Annotated in this window: 19 protein-coding genes; 9 read left to right on the top strand and 10 right to left on the bottom strand. The window is 63.9% G+C overall.

The window, feature by feature from the left end; translation table 11 throughout:
* Positions 1-668 precede the first annotated feature (668 nt).
* From DPV79_RS26945 to DPV79_RS26955, 3 genes are read left to right on the top strand one after another with little or no spacing between them, the layout of a single operon-like run.
* Positions 669-3,491, top strand: coding sequence for a type VI secretion system Vgr family protein (locus tag DPV79_RS26945; RefSeq protein WP_113046929.1), 2,823 nt, complete (start codon positions 669-671; stop codon positions 3,489-3,491).
* Complete coding sequence (locus DPV79_RS26950; protein WP_113046911.1) at positions 3,488-5,086, top strand: hypothetical protein; 1,599 nt, start codon at positions 3,488-3,490, stop codon at positions 5,084-5,086. The genes DPV79_RS26945 and DPV79_RS26950 overlap by 4 nt, the downstream gene beginning before the upstream one ends.
* 15 nt (positions 5,087-5,101) lie before the next feature.
* On the top strand, positions 5,102-6,112 hold the full coding sequence (locus DPV79_RS26955; RefSeq protein WP_113046912.1) for a PoNe immunity protein domain-containing protein: 1,011 nt from the start codon (positions 5,102-5,104) through the stop codon (positions 6,110-6,112).
* A gap of 346 nt (positions 6,113-6,458) precedes the next feature.
* Here DPV79_RS26955 and DPV79_RS26965 read toward each other — a convergent pair whose 3' ends face one another.
* Positions 6,459-7,916, bottom strand: coding sequence for an AbiJ-related protein (locus tag DPV79_RS26965; protein ID WP_113046914.1), 1,458 nt, complete (start codon positions 7,914-7,916; stop codon positions 6,459-6,461).
* A gap of 182 nt (positions 7,917-8,098) precedes the next feature.
* Here DPV79_RS26965 and DPV79_RS42250 point away from each other — a divergent pair, with 182 nt between their 5' ends.
* Positions 8,099-8,377, top strand: coding sequence for a hypothetical protein (locus DPV79_RS42250; RefSeq protein WP_133295728.1), 279 nt, complete (start codon positions 8,099-8,101; stop codon positions 8,375-8,377).
* Positions 8,378-8,756: 379 nt separating this feature from the next.
* On the opposite strand, the gene glmS is transcribed toward DPV79_RS42250, so the two are convergent.
* The gene (glmS, locus tag DPV79_RS26970) at positions 8,757-10,586 is read right to left on the bottom strand and encodes a glutamine--fructose-6-phosphate transaminase (isomerizing) (protein WP_059687513.1); all 1,830 of its coding nucleotides are present in this window, start codon (positions 10,584-10,586) and stop codon (positions 8,757-8,759) included.
* A 156-nt stretch (positions 10,587-10,742) separates the two neighbouring features.
* On the opposite strand from glmS, the gene DPV79_RS26975 reads away from it, so the two are divergent.
* On the top strand, positions 10,743-11,234 hold the full coding sequence (locus tag DPV79_RS26975) for an Lrp/AsnC family transcriptional regulator (RefSeq protein WP_021160045.1): 492 nt from the start codon (positions 10,743-10,745) through the stop codon (positions 11,232-11,234).
* Positions 11,235-11,281: 47 nt separating this feature from the next.
* Here DPV79_RS26975 and panB read toward each other — a convergent pair whose 3' ends face one another.
* Positions 11,282-12,139: a 3-methyl-2-oxobutanoate hydroxymethyltransferase gene (gene panB / locus DPV79_RS26980; RefSeq protein WP_113046915.1), complete on the bottom strand. Its 858-nt coding sequence runs from the start codon at positions 12,137-12,139 to the stop codon at positions 11,282-11,284.
* A 77-nt stretch (positions 12,140-12,216) separates the two neighbouring features.
* Here panB and DPV79_RS26985 point away from each other — a divergent pair, with 77 nt between their 5' ends.
* A complete protein-coding gene (locus DPV79_RS26985) occupies positions 12,217-13,035 on the top strand; it encodes an AraC family transcriptional regulator (RefSeq protein WP_059692789.1) in 819 nt (272 codons plus the stop codon).
* A gap of 19 nt (positions 13,036-13,054) precedes the next feature.
* Here DPV79_RS26985 and DPV79_RS26990 read toward each other — a convergent pair whose 3' ends face one another.
* Positions 13,055-13,588, bottom strand: a complete 534-nt coding sequence (locus DPV79_RS26990) for a methylated-DNA--[protein]-cysteine S-methyltransferase (RefSeq protein WP_113046916.1) — start codon at positions 13,586-13,588, stop codon at positions 13,055-13,057.
* 438 nt (positions 13,589-14,026) lie between these two features.
* Between DPV79_RS26990 and DPV79_RS26995 the strand changes: the two genes are divergently transcribed.
* On the top strand, positions 14,027-15,319 hold the full coding sequence (locus DPV79_RS26995; RefSeq protein WP_059489083.1) for an MFS transporter: 1,293 nt from the start codon (positions 14,027-14,029) through the stop codon (positions 15,317-15,319).
* A 118-nt stretch (positions 15,320-15,437) separates the two neighbouring features.
* Here the strand turns inward: DPV79_RS26995 and DPV79_RS27000 are convergent, their stop codons facing one another.
* Positions 15,438-16,541 carry a LacI family DNA-binding transcriptional regulator gene (locus tag DPV79_RS27000; protein WP_059589314.1) on the bottom strand — a complete coding sequence of 368 codons (1,104 nt, stop codon included), beginning with the start codon at positions 16,539-16,541 and terminating at the stop codon, positions 15,438-15,440.
* Positions 16,542-16,623: 82 nt separating this feature from the next.
* Here DPV79_RS27000 and DPV79_RS27005 point away from each other — a divergent pair, with 82 nt between their 5' ends.
* Entirely contained in the window at positions 16,624-17,460 is an 837-nt protein-coding gene (locus DPV79_RS27005) for an NAD-dependent epimerase/dehydratase family protein (protein WP_021160051.1), read from the top strand.
* A gap of 28 nt (positions 17,461-17,488) precedes the next feature.
* Here DPV79_RS27005 and DPV79_RS27010 read toward each other — a convergent pair whose 3' ends face one another.
* The 3 genes from DPV79_RS27010 to DPV79_RS27020 form a co-directional block, all read right to left on the bottom strand.
* A complete protein-coding gene (locus tag DPV79_RS27010) occupies positions 17,489-17,809 on the bottom strand; it encodes a DUF1330 domain-containing protein (protein WP_059817521.1) in 321 nt (106 codons plus the stop codon).
* A gap of 213 nt (positions 17,810-18,022) precedes the next feature.
* Positions 18,023-18,721 (bottom strand): hypothetical protein, encoded by a 699-nt coding sequence (locus DPV79_RS27015; RefSeq protein ID WP_113046917.1) that lies wholly within the window; start codon positions 18,719-18,721, stop codon positions 18,023-18,025.
* 103 nt (positions 18,722-18,824) lie between these two features.
* The gene (locus tag DPV79_RS27020) at positions 18,825-19,289 is read right to left on the bottom strand and encodes a MerR family transcriptional regulator (RefSeq protein ID WP_113046918.1); all 465 of its coding nucleotides are present in this window, start codon (positions 19,287-19,289) and stop codon (positions 18,825-18,827) included.
* 77 nt (positions 19,290-19,366) lie between these two features.
* Between DPV79_RS27020 and DPV79_RS27025 the strand changes: the two genes are divergently transcribed.
* Positions 19,367-20,611, top strand: a complete 1,245-nt coding sequence (locus tag DPV79_RS27025) for an NADH:flavin oxidoreductase/NADH oxidase family protein (protein WP_113046919.1) — start codon at positions 19,367-19,369, stop codon at positions 20,609-20,611.
* 42 nt (positions 20,612-20,653) lie between these two features.
* On the opposite strand, the gene DPV79_RS27030 is transcribed toward DPV79_RS27025, so the two are convergent.
* Positions 20,654-22,771 (bottom strand): TonB-dependent receptor, encoded by a 2,118-nt coding sequence (locus DPV79_RS27030; protein WP_113046920.1) that lies wholly within the window; start codon positions 22,769-22,771, stop codon positions 20,654-20,656.
* Positions 22,772-22,821: 50 nt separating this feature from the next.
* Entirely contained in the window at positions 22,822-24,933 is a 2,112-nt protein-coding gene (locus DPV79_RS27035) for a TonB-dependent receptor family protein (RefSeq protein ID WP_113046921.1), read from the bottom strand.
* Positions 24,934-25,153: the final 220 nt, after the last annotated feature.

Genomic DNA, 25,153 nt, shown 5'->3' on the forward strand with positions numbered 1-25,153 from the left:
GCCAAGTCAATTGCGGCGGCCTGGACTACTAGCCATGAGATGCCACGGGTGTCTTCGTCCTGCATGGCTCCGGCCGTCATTTGCTCATAAGGATGAACCAATTTCCGGGGGCTGCGAAGCTCACGACCAAATCGTTTCACATCTAGGTCGAGCTACCCGGTGCTGTGGGCAACGTCAATCATCTCCGCCAACGACCACTCGAGGAAGCGCTTGACCTTGACAGATTGAGGCCGCTTTGGCGCAGCAACATACGCGTTCGCTGATTTCGGATTCCGCAAGCAGACCGCTAGCAGCCGGCCCTCAAGTAAGCGTCCCATCATAACAATTGCAGCCAAGTACGCCTTCGAATCAAGGCATCGCTGCGCTTCTGTCCAGCGCGCCCGAAGGACCGCACCGACTTCTGGCTCGAGGTCTAGCATCACCGCTATACGAGTTCATCCCAAGCGTTGGCTGGTGATTCGTAGTTCGTGCTTGCCATATTGCACCGACTTAAGAAATTATCGCCGATTCTTTTTCTTTATTGTTTGCAATTTATGCCAAATGATTGAGGGATTGTGAGATTTCAGTCCATCGCAGCCGACAGGTTAGGTCGAATCCATTGTCGACATAGGGATTACCCCGTATGATTTTGCTCAGCTTTGAGGGAGGCCATGACAAGGAAAATCAGCATGGGAGCGCAGGACATTATCTCATTAATCGACTCGGGGATACGGCAGTCTGACCGACTTGTGAAGCTGGATTCGCCAGTCGGGACTGACATATTGCTGCCGCAAATGGTGGTGGGCACCTCCCGGTTGGGGCGCAATTTCGAGATTTCACTCGACGTGGTCTCGCTGAAGGAATTGCTCGAGCTGAAAACGCTCATCGCGCAGCCGGTCACATTGTGGATTCAACAGGCCGATAAGAGCTATCGGCCACAACATGGTTACGTCCATACGGCAAGAAGACTGGGTGCGGATGGCCGGCTGACCAGCTACCAGCTCGTTTTCTCGTCATGGCTTCACTTCCTGAAGTTCCGCAAGGACGCGAGGATTTTTCAGGATAAGACTGTCGAGACCATCCTGGAGGTCGTATTCCAGGGACATCCTCAAGCCATCGGCGCCTACCGATTCGATATTCGTAAGCCATCACCCACGCGCTCGTTCTGCGTGCAATACGAAGACGACTGGAATTTCGTTCACCGACTGCTTGAGTCGGAGGGGTGGTATTACTACTTCGAGCACGCCGATGACGGCAAGTCGCATACGCTCGTCATCACCGACGACCTGTATTCTCTGAAGCCGCTCGCGCCGGAGCAGGTCGAGTTCTGCCGTGCCGGCACTTCAAGCGAAGCAGATGCGTTTGTGCAATGGGCGGGCACCCGTACTTTGCAGAGCACGTCGTATTCGACGCGTACTTTTGACTACAAGAGTCCTGATGGCCGCAAGGAAAAATCACTTCCGACCGTCGATAACCAGGGTGAGCTTCCGCAGCAGGCTGAAGTCTATGAGTACACCGGGCCCTACACGTATCTCGAGGATGACCGCGGCGACAAACTGACAAAGCTTAAGCTCGAGGAGTGGGAGTCGCGAGCCAAGCGCTTCTTCGGTGTTGGAAGCGTGCGCAACATCGACGTGGGGCGTTGGTTCTCGCTTGGGTTCCATCCGGAACACGACCAGGATTCTGTCGACGACCGCAAATTTGCCGTTGTCGAGGTTACCTGGTACGTGCAAAACAACATTCCAGTTGCCGGTGACAAACCATATCCGCACAGCCTGGCGTCCCGTATTGCTGACGTTCGTGATGCACACGAGCAGTCCGCATCCGCATTCACGGTGAAGGATGAATCGGGCAGCGATGGCTTCTTTCTCGTCGAGGTTGAAGTCCAGCGCCAGAAAATCCCATTCCGCAGTCCGTTCGACCACAAGAAGCCTGTCATGCACCTGCAGACGGCGACTGTCGTGGGCCCGGAGAATGAGGAGGTCTACACCGATTCCCTCAACCGCATACTCGTTCGCATGCACTGGGACCGCCGAGAGGGTATAGGCGCGACATGCTGGGTGCGCGCCGCTTTTTCCGACACTGGCAGCGGCTACGGCAGCGTGCACATACCGCGCGTTGGCGAAGAAGTCACTATCGATTGGGTCGGCGGCGATTGCGACCGACCGTTGGCGACGGGCCGCGTATACAACGGGGCGACTCAGCCTCGCTGGCACTCGAACGGTATCCTGTCTGGATTCCGGTCGAAGGAGTATGGCGGCGGCGGATACAACCAACTGGTGATGGACGACGCGACAGGCCAGAACCGATTGCAGCTCTTCTCGTCACAAGCTAGCTCCATGCTCCACCTGGGATACCTGATTGCCCAGGACGGTAACGTTCGTGGCAACTACTTGGGAAGCGGTTTCGACCTGCGTACTGACACCTACGGCGCCATTCGCGCCAACCGCGGGCTGTTCCTGACGACGCATCCCGGCTCGGGCGCCGCGGCCCAACAGCTTGAGGTCCAGCAGGCTCAGCAGCAGCTAACTGCCGCACACAACCTGGTTGAGTCGCTTTCCGATGTCGGCACGCAGCACCAGGCCGAGAGCCTGAAGGCGGGCCAAAACGCGCTCAAGGCTTTCACCGACGCCACGACTGACAACGTTCAGGGGCAAGGCCAGGGGAACGGCGGTCGCACTGCGGGAGGCGGCACGGGCTCGGCCAACGCGTTCAAAAAACCGATTCTTCTGGCCGCGAGCCCGGCGGGAATTGCACTGTCGACGCAGCAGTCGGTGCACTTGGGCGCGGACGAACACGTGAACGTGGTCAGCGGCCAGAGCACCCACATCGCGGCCGGAAAATCGCTGCTCGCGAGCGTCGCCGAGCGCATCAGCCTGTTCGTCCAGAACGCAGGGATGAAGCTCTTCGCCGCGAAGGGCAAGGTGGAAATCCAGGCGCAGTCGGACAACATCGAAGTGACCGCGCAGAAGACGGTCAAGGTGCTATCGGCGACCGATAAGGTCGAAGTCGCCGCGAGCCAGGGCGTTCTACTGACCTCAGGTGGCGCGTACATCCGAATCCAGGGCGGCAATATCGAGATTCACGCTCCGGGCAAGATAGACATCAAGGGAGCGCAGCATGCGTTCGCCGGCCCCACGAGCACCCCTTACGATTTACCGGTCCTGCCCAAGGGCGACCTGCACAACAAGCTCGAACTGAATCTCACTGACGACAACCTGAAGGCTGTGCCTCAAGCCCCCTACAAAGTCGTGTTTGAGAACGGGACGACTCTGGCCGGCAAGCTCGACGGAAATGGTCACGCGGTCCTGCGCGACGTACCAGACGGCACCGCAAAAGTTTTCTTCGGGGAGGACGCCCGCCCATTCACGCCACAGCCTGTTCCTGCGCCCACGGAGCTCGCGCAGCCTGATGTTCTCAAAGAACTGCATGCAGCCGGGCACGAGGGCATTACGGAGGAAAACCTCTACAGCCTGTTCAACAAATTTTCTGGCCGGCCGGATGTGAAATGAACGAAAGCGACCAACAAGCAATTGAAGAAGCCGTCAAAGAGATTGGCTGGTCGATGGCCGCCAACGCTGTCCCACTGTTCTATGTCGCGCAGAACGTGTACGACACCACGGAGAGCGTCTGGACCGTCTGGAATGCCCGCGAGAGCGTGGACGAGATGACGAAAATCGAGGCCGGCATCGACCTTGTATTCGCTGTCGTGGGCTGGGTCCCTGTCGTCGGCGCCGGCGTCAAGCGCACGTTTCGCCTCGTCAACCACAAGTCTGAAATCTACGGCCCGCTGCTGTTCGACATTCTGCGTCTGGTGCTCCAGCAAGCGCACATTCAGACCAGTCCGGATGCGCTGATTGACAAGCTGTTCGATGCCACGGGCGTCAAGAAGTATCTGACCGAAGCGCGCGAGCACATCCAGAAGTCCTGGCTGTATCGTGAAATGCCGTCTGGAATGCAGGTCACATTCATGCAGGCGCTGACCTTCGTTGAAACGAATCTGCCGTACTGGCTCGGACAATTTGTCCAGCGCAAGCTTCTTCACTGGCGAAAGAAGCAACCGAATTCTTCCGCGGTCAGCACGCTGGAAGAGCATCGGACAACCGAGAAGCCCGGCGCGAAAGGCGAAGAGGCGAAGGCAGGACATGACCGTCCAGTTCCGACACCCTCTCGAGGTGTGGTGAATGCCAAACTTGCGGTAACCGACATTACGACTGGCATCACTGGCATTTTGGGCGAGCACATCGGCGACTACTACTGCTATGAGAAGCTCAAGTGGGGCAATGGCTGGAAGGACCACGACAAGGGCTTGAGTGGCAAATGGAGCGAGCAGCCAGGCCTAAGGGTCATGGGTAAGCTCAACGACAACGGTAAGCTGAACAAACTCTTCGACCTCAAGGCCCGCGGCCACGGTATTGACGGTGTTTGGCGAGCTGCTCCGTTCAGCAATCAGACGAAGGACTTCGCTATCGTCGAAATCAAGGCCTCGACGACGACACGAAAGCTGAAAGACCCAAACGCCAAGCATAGTATCGCCAGCAAACTCGGAACCGTGAAGGAAGCCGTCCGGCCGCCGGCAAACGACCTTCTCGAGCCGCCTGAGGATGCGGGCCCAACCGTACCCACCAAAGGTGGCGGCAAACCAGGGGGCGGGGGCAAGCCCGGGAGTGGAGGAAAGCCGTCCGGTGGGGGCAAACCAACTGTTGGCGGTGGTGCTGGAGAGGCTCCGGCACCAGGCCAGCAGAAAGCCCCACCCACGGCACCGAAAACGGACTCCGGCACAGCAACTGATGCGGGCGTAACGGACGTAGCCAAGGGCGACAAGTCTGTCGATAGAGTCCAAATGAGCTCCGCCTGGATTCAGCGGAATCTTCCGCAGGCGGTGCCGGAAGCATTGGTTTCGTCAATCTTAAGGGCGGGGTATTCTCGACACATCCTGTACGTTCCTTTCTACCTCCCAGCTGCCGCGCAGCATGTTGAAGCATTGGCGGTGGGTGACGAACACGGACACACGGACCACGACCTTCCCTTCACGCACCATTACAAAGAAGGTGAAGTGGCAGAAGCTGTCAAGCTCAAAGCCAGCAGGTTAAAATCGCGGACGTGACTTGAGAGGGTAGACATGAGCGACGAGTTTGATTCGCAGCGGCGACAGCGGTTTCTGGGCGAAGACTATTTCAAGTGGTTGATGGCTTCATTGAGTGACGACATTACATACTGGTCGGATAATATTGCGCCAACCGGCGAAACCGAAAGTGAGCGTAAAGCGACAACGGCCCTGTATCTATCATCGTACCGTTATCGTCGTTTCTTGCTGATGTACACGGGTGGCGTTGATATTTGGTTATTGCGCGACGAACTTGAATCAGTCGTCGATTCGTTCGAGCAATACACCAAAGCTAAGCGCCTTTATGAGGCAGACGCAGAGCAACCCCCGCTGGCTTTTAGCGTCATCGGTGATTACGAGACCGTCATGCAGCTAATTGGTTGCTGCTATCTCATGCATCGACGTGACCTGCTGCCCCGAATCGTCGAGATGTTTGACCCGGCCTATCGAGGGCAAGACACCCTCTATGAAGACATCTTGTCGTATGAGTTTGCGGGTCGCGTCGACGTAGACAGCTGGTTCCATGACGTTCCTTATCGTCCCCTCGTTTTTTCCCTGTATCGCGAGACGAAAGATGAATGTGTGAGCGACATCAGCGAATATCTTGAGGCCTGGTACCCGGGTATGGCCGGCGCACCCTGGCATGACGGTCACCTCGAAGCCAAGAAGAACGGCAAAGGGGCGTATGTCGGCTACTGGGCGATAGAAGCCGCTGCCGCGGCCTACCTGTTGAAGGTAGATGACAGCGCATTCCGAGACCATCTTCTGTACCCGAAGGACCTTGCTGACTTTGCGCGCAACGTCGACCCTGTGACGGGGCGTGCGCCGTCACGTCAGGACAACGAGCCGAAGACAGTGCGCACCGGTCAGGTCTGCCCAGAAACCGGCATCTGGAGAGCACAAGGCCATCACGTGCCCGGTGTGCGAGTGCAGCAGGGCGAGCGCATGCCCGAGGTGTTCGCTCCCGACCGGTCCGGTGCTTACCGGTCGCAGCCCGCGCTCTGGGAGTTCGAACGCAAGGGTTGAGTGCTGCCTGGTCACGCGAATCTGGCAGTATGGTGGCGCCTGCCGTCCTGGGCAGTCGAATTGCCGTACTTGCGACTGCGTGTGTCTCCAACGACCTTCACGCGCTCCGGAGGCAGATGGATGCGCTTCCGCTCAACTCTCGGCTGCCGCCATGCGTCCTTTTATACGAAAAAGACGTTGGCGAATATCGAACCTCACCGCTACAACTCGACGAGCGTCGCCGGCAGCACAGCGATGACGAGCCGCTTGCTGACAGCCGGGACCTCATGGTCAGGTACAGGCGTATGCCTTTCTGCAGCTTGGGCTTCGTACATGAAGGCGTGCTGCGAGCCACGCGCCGCGAAGCCTAGCGGATTCCGTGCCGAGCGAGCAATCTGTCGAAGAATTCGGCCACACGGCGCTGCGCTTCCTGACCTACCTTGCGGGCGCCGAGGTCGACATCGCGGAATTCGTAACCACCGAAGCGATACACCTCGTAGCCCATCAATCGCAGTCGCCGGTCCTCTGATGCCATCTCGGCGTACAGTTCGGCGTTCGCGATGTAGCGCGCGGGCGCGCCTTGGTCTTGCACGGCATAGTGGTGGCGACCGTCTATCTCGATGACGATGCGGACACCCTGCTCGAGCATGAGAAGAAAGTCCATGCGCTGTCGCGCCAAGAATTTCTCATCGCCACGCTCGCGACGCGTGTATGGGTCGTAATGCAGGTAGACCTGAGGAATTAAAGCGGGAAGTCTATCGCCAAGCTGTTTCCCGAAACGCTTGTAGTACCCGTGGAAAAGCGCGTATTCACCTGGCGAATTGGTGCCAATGACTGACTGGTGCAGGCGCCTGTACAGCATCTTCGAGCCCTCGGCGCTGTCTACGCCGTGCATTTCGGCGTACCAGCCACGAAGGTCGTTCCACAGCAGCATACCGGAGCTGGGAAGCGGTTGGTCGTAGATGAGTACCTTGTCCGCGTGCTTTGTGATTTCGACGTCATTGTTCAGCGCGTCGCGAAAGACTATCTCTGGCTTCTCACCGGTCGACGCGAAAATCAGATTCTTCATCGTACCGGCGACACCCGCTTGAGCGCGAACGACTCCGTAAATCGCGTATCCAGACTCGACAGAAGTCTGCTTCAGCGTAAATCCGTCTCGCTTCAGTGCGTCGCTGATGGCGCCGGCCAACGCCGCCTGCTCAGCGTCGCGGCGCGTCATCGGATGGACGAGCTTTTCAAGCAGAGCGAAGAAGCGAAACTGCGTGCACGTCAACGCGCCGCACTGAATGAGCATTTCCTCATTGGACCAATCTGGGTTACGCAGATAGTGCTGCTCTATCTGAGCTCTGACGCTGGAGTTGTCCACCCACCACGAATTGCCTTCGCGCAAAGCCGCGGCGCCGAATACTTCCTCTAGGCTATCGAGGGCCGAGAAGTCACCGAACAGCGATTCAAGCCGATTCAGAACTTTGAGGACATCGCAGCGAACAAGCTTGCTCACGCGGTGCTGACCATGCTCGGTCAGCTCGGCAAGGGCCTCCGTGAGGTCCTCGCTCGGATATTCGCGGAGTATCTTACGCGCCAGTTCGATGAGCGCTTCCTCGCTGAAATCGAGGATTCTCCGACTGATATAGGTCCTTTTGCTACTGTGAGCCTCTGCTTCGTCATCCGGTCCAACGGCCGGCTGGATGCCCAGCCGCATACATACGTGCGGAAGCTTGTACGATTTGACGTCGTACAGAACGTCTGTAATCAGCTTCCGTATCGTCTCGAAAGGAACTACCGGGAGATTGACGCTCGAACCGACCATGAAAGTTGCCTCCATGTTTCGCGCTTGAGCATCGCCTTACTCGATGCCTTCGCAAAAGCGTGCCTTGTTTCTGCAACGATAACAGGCGGCGAGATAGCGAGGACGCTGGCCATTGCGTTGGCCGCCGGAACCGCATCCCATGGTGAGTTGCGCGCCGGCCGCGCGTTGGCAGACGCCAATCTGAGTGGAGTCATCGGATGGAAATCATCGTTGAGACGTATGTGCCCTCTGGCGAACCTTCGTCGGCAAGCTTGCGCGTGAGGCCGCTTCCTGGGCAGGGGGTAGACCCAGACCTCAAAGTCGAGTGCAGTCGTTCCATGCGGCGGCAGTATCCAGCAGGCTCGCTGTTCCGGCTCTCGGTCACGCTGACTGACCGCAAAGGCACCCTATTTTTGTACGCTCATCATGCTGCGCCGTTCGAGCATGTGAGTCGCGAAGAAGCGAAACGATTCATTTCAACCATGTTCGGCGCCTGACAAGTCGAAGCGCCCACATAGGAACACGAGGACGATGCAGCAGGCTACCCAATGGTGCCACGAAGTGAGTGCGCGCGGTTGCCAAGGGAAGCGACGCGGCGGGCGCGATGATGTAGGGTGGAAAGATACGGAAACTGCGGGGGAGCGGGAGGGAGAGACCGGGGCCGAAGCCCGGTCCGCCCGCTTGGCAGATTCATCCCGTGACACTTTTTTCGGAATTTCCCTTCGAAAACGGGCGATTTGGTGCTGCCGGATTGGAAGCGTTTACGTTGAGAAATCAAGCGTTTGGAGCCAAAAACTGGTTCCAGACAGGATAGAAGCGTTTACGTGTAAACGCTTCTAATCTGGATTGCCACGCTCCCCGCCCCTGTCGCCCCCCTCACTCCACCGTCACCGACTTCGCCAGATTCCTTGGCTTATCGATATCCGTCCCCCGCGCCAGCGCCGCGTGATACGCCAGCAGTTGCATTGGCACCGTATGCAGAATCGGCGAAAGCGGTCCGTAGTATTCGTTGAGCCGAATGACTTCGATCCCATCCCCCGGCACCAACCCGCAGTCCACATCCGCGAACACAAAAAGCCGGCCATTCCGCGCACTGACCTCATGCATGTTTGACCTGAGTTTCTCGAGCAGCATGTCATTCGGCGCGACCGCAATCACCGGCATCTCGTTACTGACAAGCGCCAGCGGCCCGTGCTTCAGCTCCCCGGCCGGATAAGCCTCCGCATGAATATAAGAAATCTCCTTCATCTTCAGCGCGCCCTCGAGCGCGATCGGATAATGCATCCCGCGCCCGAGAAACAGCATGTTGTCGCGCCTCGCGAGCAGTTCCGACCACGCCATGATCTGCGGTTCCAGCGCGAGCACTTTCGACATCGCATCGGGCAGATGCCGCAGCGCCCGCAGATGTTCCTTCTCCGCGTCGTCGCTCAACCGCCCACGCACTTGCGCAAGCGATAGCGTGAGCAGGAACAGCGCGACGAGCTGCGTCGTAAAGGCCTTCGTCGAAGCCACCCCGATCTCGACTCCCGCGCGCGTGACGAACTGCAGCGCACATTCCCGCATCAACGCGCTCGTCGCAACGTTGCAGATCGCGAGCGTATGCATCATCCCGCTTTGCTTCGCGACATGCACGGCACCGAGCACGTCGGCCGTCTCGCCGCTTTGCGACACCGCGACGACGAGCGTGCGCGGGTTCGGCACATTGTCGCGATAACGAAACTCGCTCGCAATTTCCACGCTGGCCGGCAGCTTCGCGATGCTCTCGATCCAGTACTTCGCCGTGAGCGCCGCGTGATAACTCCCGCCGCATGCGAGCAACAGCACCGAATCGACGTCGTTGAACACTCGCCACGCACCATCGCCGAACAGCTCCGGCATGATCGAAGACACATCGAGCAGCGTATCGGCCACCGCCTGCGGCTGCTCGAAGATCTCCTTCTGCATGTAGTAGCGATACGACCCGAGATCGGCCGCGCCGCTATGCGCGGCGACCCGCTGCACCGCGCGCTCGACGCGCTGGCCGTCCGCATCGACGATCCAGTAGCGATGCAGCTGGATATCGGCAACGTCGCCGTTCTCGAGGTACGCGATCCGATCGGTGATCCCCGACAGCGCAATCGCGTCGGACGCCAGAAAATTCTCGCCCTCACCGACACCGACGACGAGCGGCATCCCGTCGCGCGCGCCGACGATCCGGTGCGGCTCGTCGCGGCACATCACCGCTATCGCATAGCTGCCGCGCAGTCGCGCGACCGCGCGCCGTACCGCATCGAACAGATCGCCGTCATACAGGTGGTCGACCAGGTGCGCGATCGCCTCGCTGTCGGTCTGGCTCGCGAACACGTAGCCTTGCGCCTGCAGTTCGGCGCGCAGTTGATCGCAGTTCTCGATGATCCCGTTATGCGACAGCGCGATGCGCGCGTTCGCGTCGCTCGGCGAAAAGTGAGGATGCGCGTTGAGCGTGACGGGTGCGCCATGCGTGGCCCAGCGCGTGTGCGCGATGCCGGTGTAGCCCGACAGCGCTTGCCCGGCGATCTCGCGCTGCAGGTTCGCGACGCGGTCGACGCTGCGGGCGCGCGCCAGCGCCCGGTCGCGGTAGACCACCACGCCGCATGAATCGTAACCGCGGTATTCGAGCCGCTTCAGGCCGTCGACCAGGTTCGGCAGGATGTCCCGCTGGGCGACCGCCCCGACAATTCCACACATATCGCGCTCCGTAAATGTCCTGTCTGGATCAGTGAGATCGATGGTAGAGGGCGTCGAATGGAATTAAATTTCAAAATATACGAATAAATGAAATGGATAGCGGATCATCTATCATGTTGAAATTAAATTTCACACCCTGACCGAAAGGAGCCGCCGATGGCCGGCATCACCCTCGACGATCTCGACCTGCGCATTCTCGCGATCCTGCAGGACGACGCGTCGGTGTCGAACCTGCAACTCGCCGAGCGCGCGCTGTCGTCGCCGCCCACCTGCATGCGCCGCGTGCGGCGGCTGACGGAGGCGGGCGTGATCCGCCGGCAGGTCGCGGTGCTCGACCCGGTGGCGATCGGCACGGCCGTCACCGCGCTGATCGAGATCAGTCTCGACCGGCAGACGGCGGAAGACTACGACGCGTTCGAAGCGTACGTGTGCGCGGAGCCGGCGGTCACGCAGTGCTACCGCGTGTCGCCGGGGCCCGATTTCGTCGTGGTGGCCGATCTGGCCGACGTCGCCGAATACGACGAATTCGCGCGGCGACTGTTCACCGGCGCATCGAACGTCCGCAACGTGCGGACGTTCTTCTCGACACATCGTGCGAAATTCGAGGCGAACGCGCGGGTCACGCATGCGATGCGCAAGCGCGCGTGAAGCGATCGCAGGGTTCGCGAGGCGTGCGCGATGCGCTCGCGATTCGATTACGCGGCAGCGTCAGCCGCATCCACCAGCTGCAGCGGCTTGCCATATCCGAAGCAATGCGCGGGCTCCGGAAACACGTGTTGCCGCACGTCGTGCGCATACTGGCGGATCGCGTCGCGCATCACGGTGTTCGCATCGGCGTAACGCTTCACGAAGCGCGGCGTGTACGCATCGAAAGCGCCGATCATGTCCTCGGTCACGAGCACCTGCCCGTCGCACGCCGGCGATGCGCCGATGCCGATCGTCGGGATCGTCAGCGTTTCGGTGAGGTGGCGCGCGAGCGCTTCGGCGGTGCCTTCGATGACGACGCTGAACGCGCCGGCCCGTTCGGCCGAGCACGCGGCGTCGAACACCTGCGCGGCCGAGCGCGGGTCCATCCCCTGCGCGCGGAAGCCGCCCGTCGCGTTGGCCTGCTGCGGCATGAGGCCGACGTGCGCCATCACCGGGATGCCGCGCTCGGTCAGGAAGCGGATCGTGTCGGCCATCTCGCTGCCGCCTTCGAGCTTCACGGCCTGCGCACCGGTTTCGGCGAGCAGGCGCGCGGCGGAGCGATACGCTTGCGCCGGCGATTCCTGATAAGTCGAGAACGGCAGGTCGACGACGACGCATGCCTGCGCGGCACCGCGTACGACGGCCGCACCGTGTGCAATCATCATGTCGAGCGTGACGCGCAGCGTATCGGGCATCCCGTACAGCACCATGCCGACGGAGTCGCCGACGATGATCACGTCGGCCACTTCGTCGACGAGTTTCGCCATCGGCGCGGAGTAGGCGGTCAGCGAGACGAGGCTGCCGACGCCTTTGGTCGAACGGATCGCGGTGACGGTCTTGCGGGTGGTGCGGGTATGAGCGCTCATGGGCTGAAGCCGTGTGAAAGAAGAGCCGCCACGGTAGCATCGCGCTCGTTCGTGCAATGACCTTCGGAGGACGTCTTATGTTGCTGGCGGGACAATCGGGTGACCCTTACGCGGTGCCGCCGATGGCACGCCTGCCGAGGCCGCTGTATGTGCGTGCGTTCGAGATTCCCGGCAACGCGAGCGTCGACGCGCACAGTCATCCGTGGGCGCAGCTGATGTATGCGACGAGCGGCGTGCTCGAGGTGTCGACGCCGTCGGGCCGGCAGCTGTTGCCGCCGCACTATGCGATGTGGATACCGCCGCACGTGCCGCATGCGGTGTCGACGCGCGATTGTGTCGCGTTCCACAGCCTGTATCTCGATGCGGCGATCGCGCGCGACGACGTGCACGACGATTGCGCGATCCTCTGCATGACGCCGCTGCTGCGCGAGCTGGTGATCGCCACGGCCGAATTGCCGGTGAACTACGACGAGACGGGGCCGGACGGTGCGCTCGTCTGCCTGATCGCCGACCGGATCGCACGGATGCGGGCGGCGCCGCTGACGGTGCCGCTGCCGCGCGATCCGCGTCTGCTGAAAATCGCGCGTGCGTTGCATGCGTATCCGGGCGATACGCGCAATCTCGACGAATGGGGGCATCAGGTCGGTGCGACGCGACGGACGCTGTCGCGGCTGTTCCGGCAGGACACGGGGCTGTCGTTCACCGAATGGCGGCAGGCGGTGCGGCTGCTGGCGTCGCTGCCGCTGCTCGATGCGGGCGAGCCGATCGGCGCGGTGGCGGCACAACTGGGCTACGACTCGACGTCGTCGTTCATCGCGCTGTTCCAGGCGAAATTCCGCGTGACGCCCGGCGCGTATGCGAAGCGTGAAGCGCGCCGGCCCGTGCTGAGCGCGTGACGCGGCGGCCCGCCCTCGCTCAGAACGCGAGCGCCTGCTGTACCGGATCGCCGGCGCCGCGCTCGAACGCCGCGCCTTCGAGCGACAGCAGCGCACGCTTGCGGTCGATCCCGCCCGCATAACCGGTCAGGCTGCCCGATGCGCCGACCACGCGATGGCACGGCACCATGATCGACACCGGGTTTCGCCCGACCGCGCCGCCTACCGCGCGCGCGCCGCTCATCGGCAACCCGACGCGCTCGGTGATGTCGCCGTACGTCACGAGTTCGCCGAACGGAATCGCGAGCAGTTCCTTCCATACACGTCGCTGAAACGCGGTGCCGCGCAGTTGAATCGGCACCGAGAACGTTTCGCGCGTGCCGGTGAAGTACTCGGCGATTTCTTCCGCGACCTTGCGCGCGATCGGTGGCGTCGCGAGCGCGTCCGCTTCGGTCACGATCGCAACCGGCGGGAAGTATTTCTGGCCGACGAAGTAGAGGCCCGTCAGCGCATCGTCCTCGATACGTACCGCGATGTCGCCTAGCGGGCTCGGAATCAGGTGAGCAGGAGTCATCGCAACATTTCTCCGTGAAGGGGCCGCACGAGCGGCATACGCGCACCACGGCGCCCGGCGCGCCGCATGCGTCGCGGCAGGCGAGGGGAATCGACGCGCATGGGGCGACTGTAAACCATCCCGGCCCCGATCCTGGCCGGATTCGGACATGTGCATCCGTGACCGTGCGCTCGCCCTGGTGGCGGGAAAATCCCGGAAAAACGGTTAATGCCACATTGCAAAACAGTCGTCTCTTTTGCCGCGACCAATTTGAGATGACTCATCGAAATCCCCGACTGACAGGGCGCCGGCTGACGACCTATCCTTTGAAAAACGTTTTCCAGATTGATCGGCGGATTCGGCCGTGCGCGACAGCGTGCCGCCGTCCGCCCCGGCGCCGGTCGCCGGTCAACGAATACCGTGCGGCGCGACGGGCGCGGCCGCGCATCGGAGACATTCATGCAATCTGCCGTCGTCGGCGCCGTGCGCGCGGCCGCCAGCCGCTACCGCTGGACCGTCTGTGCGCTGCTGTTTTTCGCGACCGTGATCAACTACATGGACCGGCAGATTCTCGGCCTGCTCGCACCGATGCTTCAGCACGACATCGGCTGGACCCAGGTGCAGTACGGCCGGATCGTGATGGCGTTTTCCGCGTTCTATGCCATCGGCCTGCTCGGCTTCGGGCGGATCGTCGACTGGCTCGGCACGCGCGTCTCGTACGCGGTCGCGATGCTCGTGTGGAGCATCGCCGCGATGCTGCACGCGGCGGTCGGCTCGGTCATGGGTTTCGCGTTCGTGCGTGCGCTGCTCGGGATCGGCGAGGGCGGCAACTTCCCGGCCGCGATCAAGACGACGGCCGAATGGTTTCCGCGCCGCGAACGTGCGCTCGCCACCGGCATCTTCAACTCGGGCGCGAACATCGGCGCGGTGTTCGCGCCGGCGATCATCCCGGCCATCGCGGTGGCCTACGGCTGGCGTGCGGCGTTCGTGATCATCGGCGCGATCGGCATCGTGTGGCTCGCGGTGTGGCTCGTGCTCTATCGCCAGGCCGATACGCGCGCACTCGCCGCGGAATACGACGAGCCGCGCGACGAAGCGGAAGCGCTCGACGCGGCGAACGCGAACGCCGGCGCGCCGCGCTGGGGCGAACTGATCCGCAAGCGCGAAACGTGGGCGTTCCTGATCGGCAAGTTTCTGACCGACCCGGTGTGGTGGTTCTACCTGTTCTGGCTGCCGAAGTGGCTCAACGAATCGCGCGGGATGGACATGCAGCACATCGGCCTGCCGCTCGTCTGCATCTATGCGTTGACGACGGTCGGCAGCATCGGCGGCGGCTGGCTGTCGTCGATGCTGCTGCGCGCGGGCTGGAGCGTGAACCGCGCGCGCAAGACGGCGATGCTGATCTGCGCGTGCTGCGTGCTGCCGATCGCGTTCGTGTCGCAGGTGCAGAGCCTGTGGGTCGCGGTGCTGATCGTCGGCCTCGCCGCCGCCGCGCACCAGGGCTGGTCGGCGAACCTGTTCACGACGGCGTCCGACCTGTTTCCGCGCCGTGCGGTTGCATCGGTGGTCGGGATCGGCGGGATGGCCGGTTCGATTGGCGGCGTGCTGTTCTCGGAAGTGATCGGCCAGGTGCTGCAGCGCACGGGCCACTACTGGGTACTGTTCGCGATCGGTGCGTCGGCCTACCTGCTCGCGCTGGCCGTGATGCACATGCTCACGCCGAAGATGAAGCCGGCGCAACTCGACGCGTGAAGGCGTGATCGCATAGTCACGCCGTCACGCCATCACGTAGTCACGTCAGCGCATGCCCGCAAACGAACGCGCCGCCCTTGGGCGGCGCGTTTTCCTTTGGAGGCGCGAGGCAGGGCACTCAACCGGCCGCGGCCGTCGACGCGCGCATGATCAGCCGCGGCTCGAACGTCGAATAACTCGCATCGGTGCGTCCCGCGAGCGCGTCGATCAGCTTCTGCATCGCGAGCTCGCCCATGTTCTCGCTCTGGATGTCGACGGTCGTCAGCGCGGGCGCCGCGTATTCGCCGTACGGCACGTTGTCGATGCCCGCGACCGACACGTCCTGCGGCAGCCGGAAGCCGAGCGACGCGGCTTCCTTCATGAAGCCGAGCGCGATCAGGTCGTTGTAGCAGATCACGGCTTGCGGACGCTGCGGCCCGAGCATCACGCGCGAACACGCGCGCTCGCCGGCCTCGGCGGTCGGCGCATGCGCATCGTGCACGTCGAGCGTGAGCCCGGCTTCGGCGAGGCAGTCGCGCGCGCCCTGGATCCGCTCGTCGTTCACGCGCGCGGTGCCGAAGCCGAGATACGCGATGCGCGTGTGGCCGAGATTGAGCAGATGGCGCGCGAGCATGTAGGTCGACAGCCGGTTGTCGATGCCGACGCTCGGAATCGGCAGGCCGGGGCTGCGGCGCAGCAGCACGAGCGGCTTGTTGAGGTCGAGCATCCAGCCGGCTTCGTCGTCGGGCATCCGCGTGCTGACGATCAGCCCGTCGACGCGCTGCGCGAGCGCCTCGATCAGCGAGCGTTCGCGTGCCTGGTTCTCCTCGGTATCGACGAGCAGCAGCGTGTAGTCGTGCTGCAGCGCGACGCGGTTCGCCCCCTTCACCACGTTCGTGAAGTGCGGGTTGCTGATGTCGAGGATCACGAGGCCGATGGTGCGCGTGCGGCCGGTGATCATCGAGCGCGCGAGCGGGTTCGAACGGTAGCCGAGCCGCTCGATCGCCTCCTTGAGCCGGGCCTCGACGGTCGGCGAAAAGCGCTGCGTGCCGTTCACGTACTTCGATACCGTCGCGACCGACACGCCGGCTTCCGCCGCCACGTCGCGGATCGTCGGGGAAACTTTTTTCATGCGGAGGGTAACGTTTTCGTTCGATAACGCCGGATTGTGGCAGAAAACGGGGCCGTGCGGCCACGCGCCGATATCGGGAAAGTGCGGATGGCTGCGAGCAGGTTCGACCATTGACGTTCGGCTGCGCTCCCGCGTATAGTTGGAAAACGTTTTCCGATCCAGTCAGATTTCAGGTCAGATTCAAGGAGATTCGATGAACGCCTCATCCACCGGCGCGCGCAAACCGTTCGGGCGCCTGCTGCTGACGGGCGCGGCCGGCAACCTCGGCCGCCAGTTGCGCGGCGCGCTCGCCGACTGGGCCGACGTCGTGCGCGTCAGCGACATCGCGACGCTCGGCGACGCGGCCGCGCATGAAGAAACCCGCGTCGTCGACCTGGCCGATCGCCCGGCCGTGATGCAGCTCGTTGACGGCGTGGATGCGATCGTCCACCTCGGCGGCATTTCGGTCGATGCACCGTTCGACGATCTCGTCGGTGCGAACATCACCGGCACGTACAACCTGTACGAAGCCGCGCGCAAGCATGGCGTGAAGCGCGTCGTGTTCGCGAGCTCGAATCATGCGATCGGTTTCCATCCGGTCACGGAAGTGCTCGATGCCGATTCGCCGCTGCGCCCGGACAGCCTGTATGGCGTGACGAAGTGCTTCGGCGAATCGCTGTCGCGCTATTACTTCGACCGCTTCGGGATCGAGACGGTATGCCTGCGGATCGGTTCGTCGTTCGAAGTACCGAAGAATCCGCGCATGCTCGTGACGTTCCTCAGCTATCGCGACTTCATCGAGCTCGTGCGCTGCTCGCTGCTGACGAACCGCGTCGGGCATGCGATCGTGTACGGCGCGTCGGACAACCCGGTGAAGTGGTGGGACAACACGAAGGCCGGCTTCCTCGGCTTCCGCCCGCGCGACAGTTCGGAGCAGTTCGCCGGGTTGTTCCCGGTGGCGGCGCCGACCGCCGACTACGACGATCCCGCGCAGCGGTTCCAGGGCGGCGGGTTCGTCGTCGGCGAGCCGATGGAGCGCAACGCGTCGTAAGCGCCGCCGGCGTCGCGGCGGCGGCGGTTCAGCGCAGGATGTCGGTCGCGCGGTGCCGCGCGTCGACGCCGTCGATCAGGATCAGCGGGCCGCTCGCGTGACGCGCGCGCAGCGGCTGGATCTGCCGGTACGCAGCCGATTCGTACCACGCACGCGCGGTGGCGAGATCGGGGAACGCGATCGCGATCAGGTCGCCGCGCCACACGCCTTCGCGTATCTCCGGCCGCGCGCCGTGAATCACGAAATGGCCGTCATACGGCGCGAGCGTGCCGTCGATGCGCTCGAGGTACTCGACGATGTCGTCGCACATCTCGACGTCGTGCAGGTGGGCGATGGCGTAGGCGGTCATGGCGGGCTCCGTGGCGTGAGGTGAGTCGATGGAGCCATGATCGCGGTGCGGGCGACGCGCGTCGATTACCTGCGACGTAAGGAAATCCGCACGGCCGCTAACGATGGCACGTGCCGGCAGGCACGTCGCCCTTGTGGTGCGGCAGCATCCACGCATATCGCTCGCCCCGCAAGCGCGCCCGCACGCAGCGTCATTCGTACAGCTACGCATTCGTCAACGCGGCTTGCTGCAAGCCGGATCGGTTCCGCGCTGCTCGGCCGAATCGCACCAGTAACCCGGCCGCCACGCTTCGAACGTGACGGCTTTCGCCGCATCGGCGCGCGTGACGCGCACCGGGTCGGCTTTCAGCGCATCGCCGTTCGGGGCGTCGCTGAGCCGCCAGTTCCGCATGACTTCGCGATGGAACACCCACGTGCGGTGCGCGGCGTCGTAGCGAAACGTCACGCGGTCGCGCCAGTGGCTCGGCCCCGCGAATACGCCCTGTTCGACCGTGAAGGTGCGGGGTTCGACCGTGAGCGCATTCTCGGCGACGCCATCGAGATACGGGTCGCCCATCCCGCCTTCGTCGGCTTTCATGATCACGGTGTCGTTGCGCGCCGCGAGCCGGTAGTGCCCGTCCTTGCCCGGCAGGAAGATCATCAGCGGACGTAGCGATGCGTTGCGCATCGAATCGCCGGGCTGGTGCGCGACGACCACGTAGCCGATGCGGGAGCTGTCGGTCAGGCGCCCCGACGCGGCATCCAGCGCTTCGTAGCCGGCGGGAAGCTGCGCGACGATGTCGTCCGGAAGGGCGGGTGTATCCGGGCAACGGATTGAAGAAGGCGTGTCGCCGCACGTCGCGGCGTAGGTGCCGCCGATGCCGAACGTCAGCAGCGCGGCGACGAGGCATCCTGTGATGCGGGAGATCGTCATGCGGATCGGGTCTGGAGGTCGCGCCGCGAAAGCCGGCGCACACGCGCCGACTCGTCTCGCCGCAGCGCGGGTTGATTGTTCGTCGGGGGCGCAGTGTAACCGGTCATGCGCGCTTGCGCGTCGGCCTCGGGGCCGGCACGGGCGCGGGCGCCGGCGGTGCGTCGGCCTGCGCGCACAGCCGGTCGAGCATCCGTTGCGCGGTGCCCGCGCAATCCTCGCCCGCCGGCTTGTTCTCGATCTCGTCGATCAGCGTCTCGAGATGTTGCCGGTTCTGCGCGAGACGCTGTTCGAGCAGCACGATTTCGTCGACCTTGTGGCGCAGCGCGACCAGCAGTTCGTCGCGCGGCCACGCGCCGAGATCGGGCGGCAGCACCGCGCGGATTTCGTCGAGCGTAAAACCCGCGCGCTGCGCGCGGTCGATGATCGCGAGCCGCGTCAACGCTTCCGACCCGTATTCCCGATAGCCGTTTGCCTGCCGTCGGGCCGGTTCGAGCAGGCCGCTCGCTTCGTAGAAGCGGATGCGCGACGCCGCGATGCCGCTGATGCGTGCCAGTTCGCCGATTTTCATGCGGTGCTCCGAGGGGGCTTGACCTTGAAGTTGACTTTAAAGTTATCGTTGGGCATCGTCAATCGAGGGTGCCCTCCATGAACCTGTTTACGCCGCTGACACTGCCCAACGGGGCGGTGATTCCGAACCGTCTGGCCAAGGCCGCGATGGAAGAGAACATGGCCGATGCGAACCACGCGCCATCCGACGCATTGCTGCGCCTGTACCAGGCGTGGGCCGACGGCGGGGTCGGCCTGATCCTGACCGGCAACGTGATGGTGGACGGTCGCGCGATGACGGGGCCGAACGGGGTCGTGCTCGAGAGCGACGCGCATCTCGGCCGCTTCCGTCGCTGGGCGGAGGTGGCGCGCTCGGGCGGCGCGCATGTATGGATGCAGATCAATCACCCAGGGCGCCAGATGCAGGCGGCGCTCGGCCAGACGACGCTCGCGCCGTCGGCCGTGCCGCTCGCGCTCGGCGCGCTGTCGAAGCAGTTTCCGGTGCCGAAGGAAATGACGGCAGCCGATATCGCGGACGTGCAGCAGCGCTTCGTGCGCGCCGCGCAGCTCGCGGAGCAAAGCGGCTTCACCGGCGTGCAAGTGCACGCGGCGCACGGCTATCTGCTGAGCCAGTTCCTGTCGCCGCTGACGAACCGTCGGCAGGATCAGTGGGGCGGCAGCATCGAGAATCGCGCGCGCCTGCTGCTCGACATCGTGAAGGCGGTGCGCGCGGCGGTGTCGCCGGCATTCGTCGTCGCGGTCAAGCTGAACTCGGCCGATTTCCAGCGCGGCGGCTTCAGCGCGGACGATGCGAAGCGCGTGGTCGAACTGCTGAATCCGCTCGGCGTCGATCTCGTCGAACTGTCGGGCGGCAGCTATGAAGTGCCGGCGATGCAGGGCGAGGCGCGCGACGGGCGCACGCTGGCCCGCGAAGCGTATTTCCTCGAATTCGCGCGCGACATCACGGCGGTCGCGCAGATGCCGCTGATGGTCACGGGCGGCATCCGGCGCCGCGCGGTGGCCGAGCAGGTGGTGGACAGCGGCGTGGCGATGGTCGGCATCGCGACCGCGCTGTCGATCGACCCGAACCTGCCGCGCGACTGGCGGGCCGGCAAGGACAGCGCGCCGGTGCTGCAGCCGATCCGATGGAAGAACAAGGTGCTGGGCTCGCTGGCGAACATGGCCGTCGTCAAGTTCCAGCTGACGCGGCTCAGCGAAGGCCGGCGCACGCATCCGCAGGTGTCGCCGCTGCGCGCGCTGGTCGGGCAGCAACTGGCCGCGCAGTGCCAGACACGGCGCTACCGCAAGTGGATGGCGGGGCGCGCGCCGGCCACGCGTGCGTGATGTGCGCGCCGCCGTGCCTGTGCCGGCGGCACGCGCGCCGCGTCAGAACCGGTAGTTCGCGAGCACTTCGAGCCGCCGGTCGTTGCCGAGCAGGTACTGCGTCTCGTTGTAGTACGCGGACTGCACGAAGCGGCGATTGAACACGTTGTACGCGCGCGCCGTGATCGTCGTGTCCTTGCGCGGCTTCCACGCGAGGCCGAGGTCGACGGTGGTATACGACGGCATCACGAGCTGGTTCGCGGTATCGGCGAAGCGCTTGCCGACGTACTTGACGCCCGCGATGCCCGTCCAGTCCGGCGCGAAGCGCCAGCTCACCCACAGGTTCGCGAGCCGCTGCGGCACCGACACCGGCACGTTGCCCGCGCGCGAGACCGTCGTGCCGCCGGACGTCTGCTGGAAGTCGTCGTATTTCGCGCGCAGGATCGACACGTTCGCGTCGACGCGCCAGTCCTTCGCGATCTCCGCGCCGACCGTCGCCTCGAGCCCGCGCGACGACTGCCGGCCGACCTGGATCGACTGGTTCGGGTTCAGCGGATCGGCCGTCAGCAGATTGCTCTTGACGATCCGGTATGCCGCGAGCGTCCATTCCGCCTTGCCGTCCAGGAACGACTGCTTCACGCCGATTTCGATCTGCCGGCCGGTCGCGAGCGTGAAGTTCGCCTTCGACGCATTCAGCGACAGCAGCGAGCTGATCGGGTCGGCCGCGACCGAATACTGGCCGTACACGGCGAGGCCCGGCTGCACGTCGTACACGGTGCCGATGCGCCAGCCCGTGTTCGCGAACACCTTCGTGAACGCGCCGCCGTTCACGAGATCGTCGCGATTTACGCTCGCGTGGTCGTAGCGCAGCCCGCCGATCACCGACCAGCGCGGCGTGATGGCCAGCCGGTTCTCGGCGAACAGTGCGTACTGGTTCGCCTGGCTGCGGTACTTCGGATAGGTGCCGGCCGTGTTGATGAAGCTGCCCGGATCGAAGCTGAACGGATCGACCGTCGACGTGCCCGAATAGGGCGAGTTGTTGTCGTGCTGGAACGTCGTGTGATTGAACTCGACACCCGTCGAGAACGTGTTGCGCATGCCGAGCAGCGCGGTGGTCACGGTCGCCGCCGTCACGTTCCCGTACTGCTCCTGGTCGTGGAAGATTTCCGTATAGCTGCTGCGCCGGACCTGCGTGGTCGACGGCAGATACGTGTAGTACTCCGCATCCTTCCAGTGACGGTTGCTTTTCATCCGGTACAGCGTGCTCGTCACGTTCAGGCTGTCGCTCGGCTGCCAGTTCGCCGATACCGTCGCCCAGCTGTCGCGGAACGCGATGTCGCTGTCGCCGACGTTGTAGTTTTTCTTGTCGAGCGCACGATCGCGCGCGCCGTTGACGAGCGGCACGCCGAAATACTGCATCGGATGCTGGAAGCCCTGCGCATACGACGCCGTCACGTACAGGTCGGACGTCACGTCGTAGCGCAGCGCACCGGAGATCGACAGGTTGCGGGAGTTGCCGCGGTCCACCCAGTTCGACGAACGGTTGCCGCTGATGTCGAAGCGGTACGACAGCTTGTCGTTGATCGCACCGCCGCTGCCGAACGCGACCCGCGCGGTGCCCTCGGTGCCGCCGCCCGCCTGCAGCTCGTTACGGATCGGGCCGCGCGTCGGCTTCTTCGGGACGATGTTGACGACACCGCCGATCGCCCCTTCGCCGTAGATCACCGAAGCGGGGCCGCGCAGCACGTCGATATGGTCGACCGACCACGTATCGAACGGAAAGGTGATGCCGATCGCGCCGTACGGGCGCACCCCGTCATAGAGCTGCGTGACCGACGACGCGCCGACGAAGCCGCGCGCGCCGAGCTCCGAGCCGCCGTTGCCGGGATGCGGCGATGCGCTGATGCCGGCGGCGCGGCTCACGGCGTCGACGATCGAACTGTCGCCGCGCGTGTCGAGCGTCTTGCGATCGATCTGTTCGACGCTCGCGGGCGTTTCGAGCGACGACAGGCCGAGACGGCTGCCGGTGTCGAGCGGTTGCGTGAGCGGCGTTGCCTTCTGCGCGTTGACGCGAATCGGCGCAAGCGTGGCGCTGGTGTTCGCGGCGTCGCTTTCCTGGGCCTGCCCGGCCGGCGCGAAGGCCGCGAGCAAGGCGGCGGGCAGCATCGAACTGAACTTCATGTTTCGGTTTCCTTTGAATCTGTGTAACGTGCGATGCCGCAGGCGGCGCATCAGAACGCGTACCGCATGCCGGCGAACACGCTGCGTCCTTCGCCCGGATAGAAGATCGCGGTGTTCGCGGTGCGCGCATTCGCGACGGTGCTGATGTCGCTGACGTAGCGCTTGTTGGTCAGGTTGCGCGCGTCGAAGAACAGCGACAGACCGTTGCGGAAGTCGTAGCCGGCCTGCAGCCCGAGCAGCGCGTAGCTCGGCACGCGCAACGTGTTCGCATCGTCGGCCCACGCGCCCGACGGCACCCAGTCGAGCGTGGCCGCGATGTGGAAGCCGCTCGGGCGCGCGTAACCCAGCGTCGCGCGCAGCACGTTCAGCGGCACGCCCGCGATCCGGTTGTTGCCGTACTGAGGGTCGTTCTTGAAGCGGAAGTCGTTCAGGTTCCAGATGCCGGACAGCGTGATCTTGTCGCCCACGCCACGGCCGGTGACGTTGCGCAACAGCTCGACCGACGCACCGGCCTCGATCCCCTGCAACACCGTCCTGTTCGCATTGAACGTCGCCGCCGGCACGTCCGGGTTCGTCGTGTACTGCAGCAACTGGTCGCGCACGAGCGAGCGATAGGCGGTCACGTCCCAGCTCACGCGCTCGCGCGAGCCGCGCGTGCCGAACTCGATCGTCCATGCGTGCTGCGCCGCGAGCGGCGTGAAGCGCGTCGTGTTCGAGAAGGTCTGCGTGAGGTCGGTGAAGTCGGGCACGTCCTGGCTGCGCGTGATGTCGACGTAGGCCTGGGTGTTCGCGTCCGGCAGCCACAGCAGCCCGAGCTTCGGATTGACGCCGCTGTAGCTCGCGTTCGTCGACCGGTAGTTCGGGTCGCGCGGCAGCCCGCCGTTGTCGATGTACTCGCGCACCGAGTGCAGCGCCTTCACGCCGGTCATCAGCGCGACGGTCGGCATGAAGAACAGCCGGTTCTCGACGTACGCTTCGTAGTTGAACGCCGTCTGCGTCGAGTCGAGCGTCTGCGCGCCCTTGTTGCCGTTGACGTTCACGTACTGGTTCGCCTGCGTGCGGCCGCCGAAGAAGCGCGCGCCGACGATCAGGTCGTTGCGCATCCCGCCGAGCGTCAGGCGGCCGGTGTAGCGCGGCGCGAAACCGTAGGTCCAGCCGTCCTGGTCGAGCGCCTGGAAGATCGGGTGATAGAGGCTCTTGTGAATCGCCCACGTGTCGAATTGCAGTTCGCCCGAATCGAGCTTCACCGTCGTGCGGTTGGCGATCCGCTCGGTGCGCGTGTTGCGCGCCTGATCGCCCGATATCGCGTTCGGCGCTGCCCTGGTCGGATTGTTCAGCGCGTCGGACAGCGACAGCGTGCCCGGCAGCAGCTGGTCGACGACGTACACGCCGACGTAGAAGCGCGTCTCGACGGCCGGGCTGAACCGGTAGCCGACGTTCGCGTTGAACTGCTCGTATTGCCCTTTCGAATGATCGCGATAACCGTCCGAATGATTGACGCTGAAGTTCGCGAGGAAGTCGAACGGGCCGATCACGCGCGAGATCTGCGCGCTCGTGCGCACCGTGCCGTAGCTGCCGCCTTCCACGCGCACGATGTTCGGCGCGTCGGCGGTGTGGGCGGTCGGCGTGACGAAGTCGATCGCGCCGCCGAGGGTCGATGCGCCGTACGCGAGGCCGTTGCCGCCCTTGTAGACCTGCACCGCCTGCAGCGCGAGCGGATCGATCTGGTAGTAATCGCCGCTGCCGTCCGCGAGGTTGGTCGGGATGCCGTCCTGCAGGATCTCGAGGCCGCGCGTGTGATACGAGCGAGCAATCCCCGAGCCGCGGATCGACAGGCGCAACTCCTGGCCGTAGCGGTTCTCGACGAACACGCCGGGCACGTCCTTCAGCACGTCGCGCAGCGTGAAGGCGTAGGTGTTCTGGTAGCTGTCGGCATCGACGAAGCCCACCGAGCCGACCGTCTGGTCGAGCGTGCGCTTCAGGTCGACGGTCGATTTCGACGTCAGCGAGTCCGCCGCGCGAGTCGCGTTGACGTTGATCGCGGGCAGCGTCGATGCGGTCGGCGCGTCGGTCGGCGCGGCGCCTTGTGCGCATGCGGCTGACGCGGAGAGCACGGAGATCGCGCCGGACAGCGCGACGGCAATACGGGTCGAGGGAAACATGTCGTTGTACGTAGGGTTGGAATGACGATGATGAAACGGACACGCATGCGCACCATGCGCGGCACCGGCCGCCGCGCGTGGTCACGCGCGCGGGCTCGGCATCGGGCAGCGGCAAGGCGGGCAGGCGAAGCGGACGGCGCCGCGCGATGTGCGGCGATGCGGTCGCGAGGTGCGTCAGGCGCGGGCGGAGGGTGGCCCGCGGGCGGCGAGCGCGTAGCGC

This window comes from Burkholderia reimsis, from assembly GCF_003294055.1.
Lineage (GTDB): Bacteria > Pseudomonadota > Gammaproteobacteria > Burkholderiales > Burkholderiaceae > Burkholderia > Burkholderia cepacia.

Bases quoted from the DNA above. Each gene is read 5' to 3' on its own strand.
- DPV79_RS26975 (WP_021160045.1), top strand. From the start codon at position 10,743: ATGGCCGGCATCACCCTCGACGATCTCGACCTGCGCATTCTCGCGATC.
- DPV79_RS26995 (WP_059489083.1), top strand. From the start codon at position 14,027: ATGCAATCTGCCGTCGTCGGCGCCGTGCGCGCGGCCGCCAGCCGCTAC.
- DPV79_RS27000 (WP_059589314.1), bottom strand. From the start codon at position 16,541: ATGGTCGAACCTGCTCGCAGCCATCCGCACTTTCCCGATATCGGCGCG.
- DPV79_RS27035 (WP_113046921.1), bottom strand. From the start codon at position 24,933: ATGTTTCCCTCGACCCGTATTGCCGTCGCGCTGTCCGGCGCGATCTCC.
- DPV79_RS42250 (WP_133295728.1), top strand. From the start codon at position 8,099: ATGGAAATCATCGTTGAGACGTATGTGCCCTCTGGCGAACCTTCGTCG.
- DPV79_RS26945 (WP_113046929.1), top strand. From the start codon at position 669: ATGGGAGCGCAGGACATTATCTCATTAATCGACTCGGGGATACGGCAG.
- DPV79_RS26990 (WP_113046916.1), bottom strand. From the start codon at position 13,588: ATGACTCCTGCTCACCTGATTCCGAGCCCGCTAGGCGACATCGCGGTA.
- DPV79_RS26965 (WP_113046914.1), bottom strand. From the start codon at position 7,916: ATGGAGGCAACTTTCATGGTCGGTTCGAGCGTCAATCTCCCGGTAGTT.
- DPV79_RS27020 (WP_113046918.1), bottom strand. From the start codon at position 19,289: ATGAAAATCGGCGAACTGGCACGCATCAGCGGCATCGCGGCGTCGCGC.
- DPV79_RS26950 (WP_113046911.1), top strand. From the start codon at position 3,488: ATGAACGAAAGCGACCAACAAGCAATTGAAGAAGCCGTCAAAGAGATT.
- glmS (WP_059687513.1), bottom strand. From the start codon at position 10,586: ATGTGTGGAATTGTCGGGGCGGTCGCCCAGCGGGACATCCTGCCGAAC.
- DPV79_RS27030 (WP_113046920.1), bottom strand. From the start codon at position 22,771: ATGAAGTTCAGTTCGATGCTGCCCGCCGCCTTGCTCGCGGCCTTCGCG.
- DPV79_RS26985 (WP_059692789.1), top strand. From the start codon at position 12,217: ATGTTGCTGGCGGGACAATCGGGTGACCCTTACGCGGTGCCGCCGATG.
- DPV79_RS27025 (WP_113046919.1), top strand. From the start codon at position 19,367: ATGAACCTGTTTACGCCGCTGACACTGCCCAACGGGGCGGTGATTCCG.
- DPV79_RS26955 (WP_113046912.1), top strand. From the start codon at position 5,102: ATGAGCGACGAGTTTGATTCGCAGCGGCGACAGCGGTTTCTGGGCGAA.
- DPV79_RS27010 (WP_059817521.1), bottom strand. From the start codon at position 17,809: ATGACCGCCTACGCCATCGCCCACCTGCACGACGTCGAGATGTGCGAC.
- DPV79_RS27015 (WP_113046917.1), bottom strand. From the start codon at position 18,721: ATGACGATCTCCCGCATCACAGGATGCCTCGTCGCCGCGCTGCTGACG.
- panB (WP_113046915.1), bottom strand. From the start codon at position 12,139: ATGAGCGCTCATACCCGCACCACCCGCAAGACCGTCACCGCGATCCGT.
- DPV79_RS27005 (WP_021160051.1), top strand. From the start codon at position 16,624: ATGAACGCCTCATCCACCGGCGCGCGCAAACCGTTCGGGCGCCTGCTG.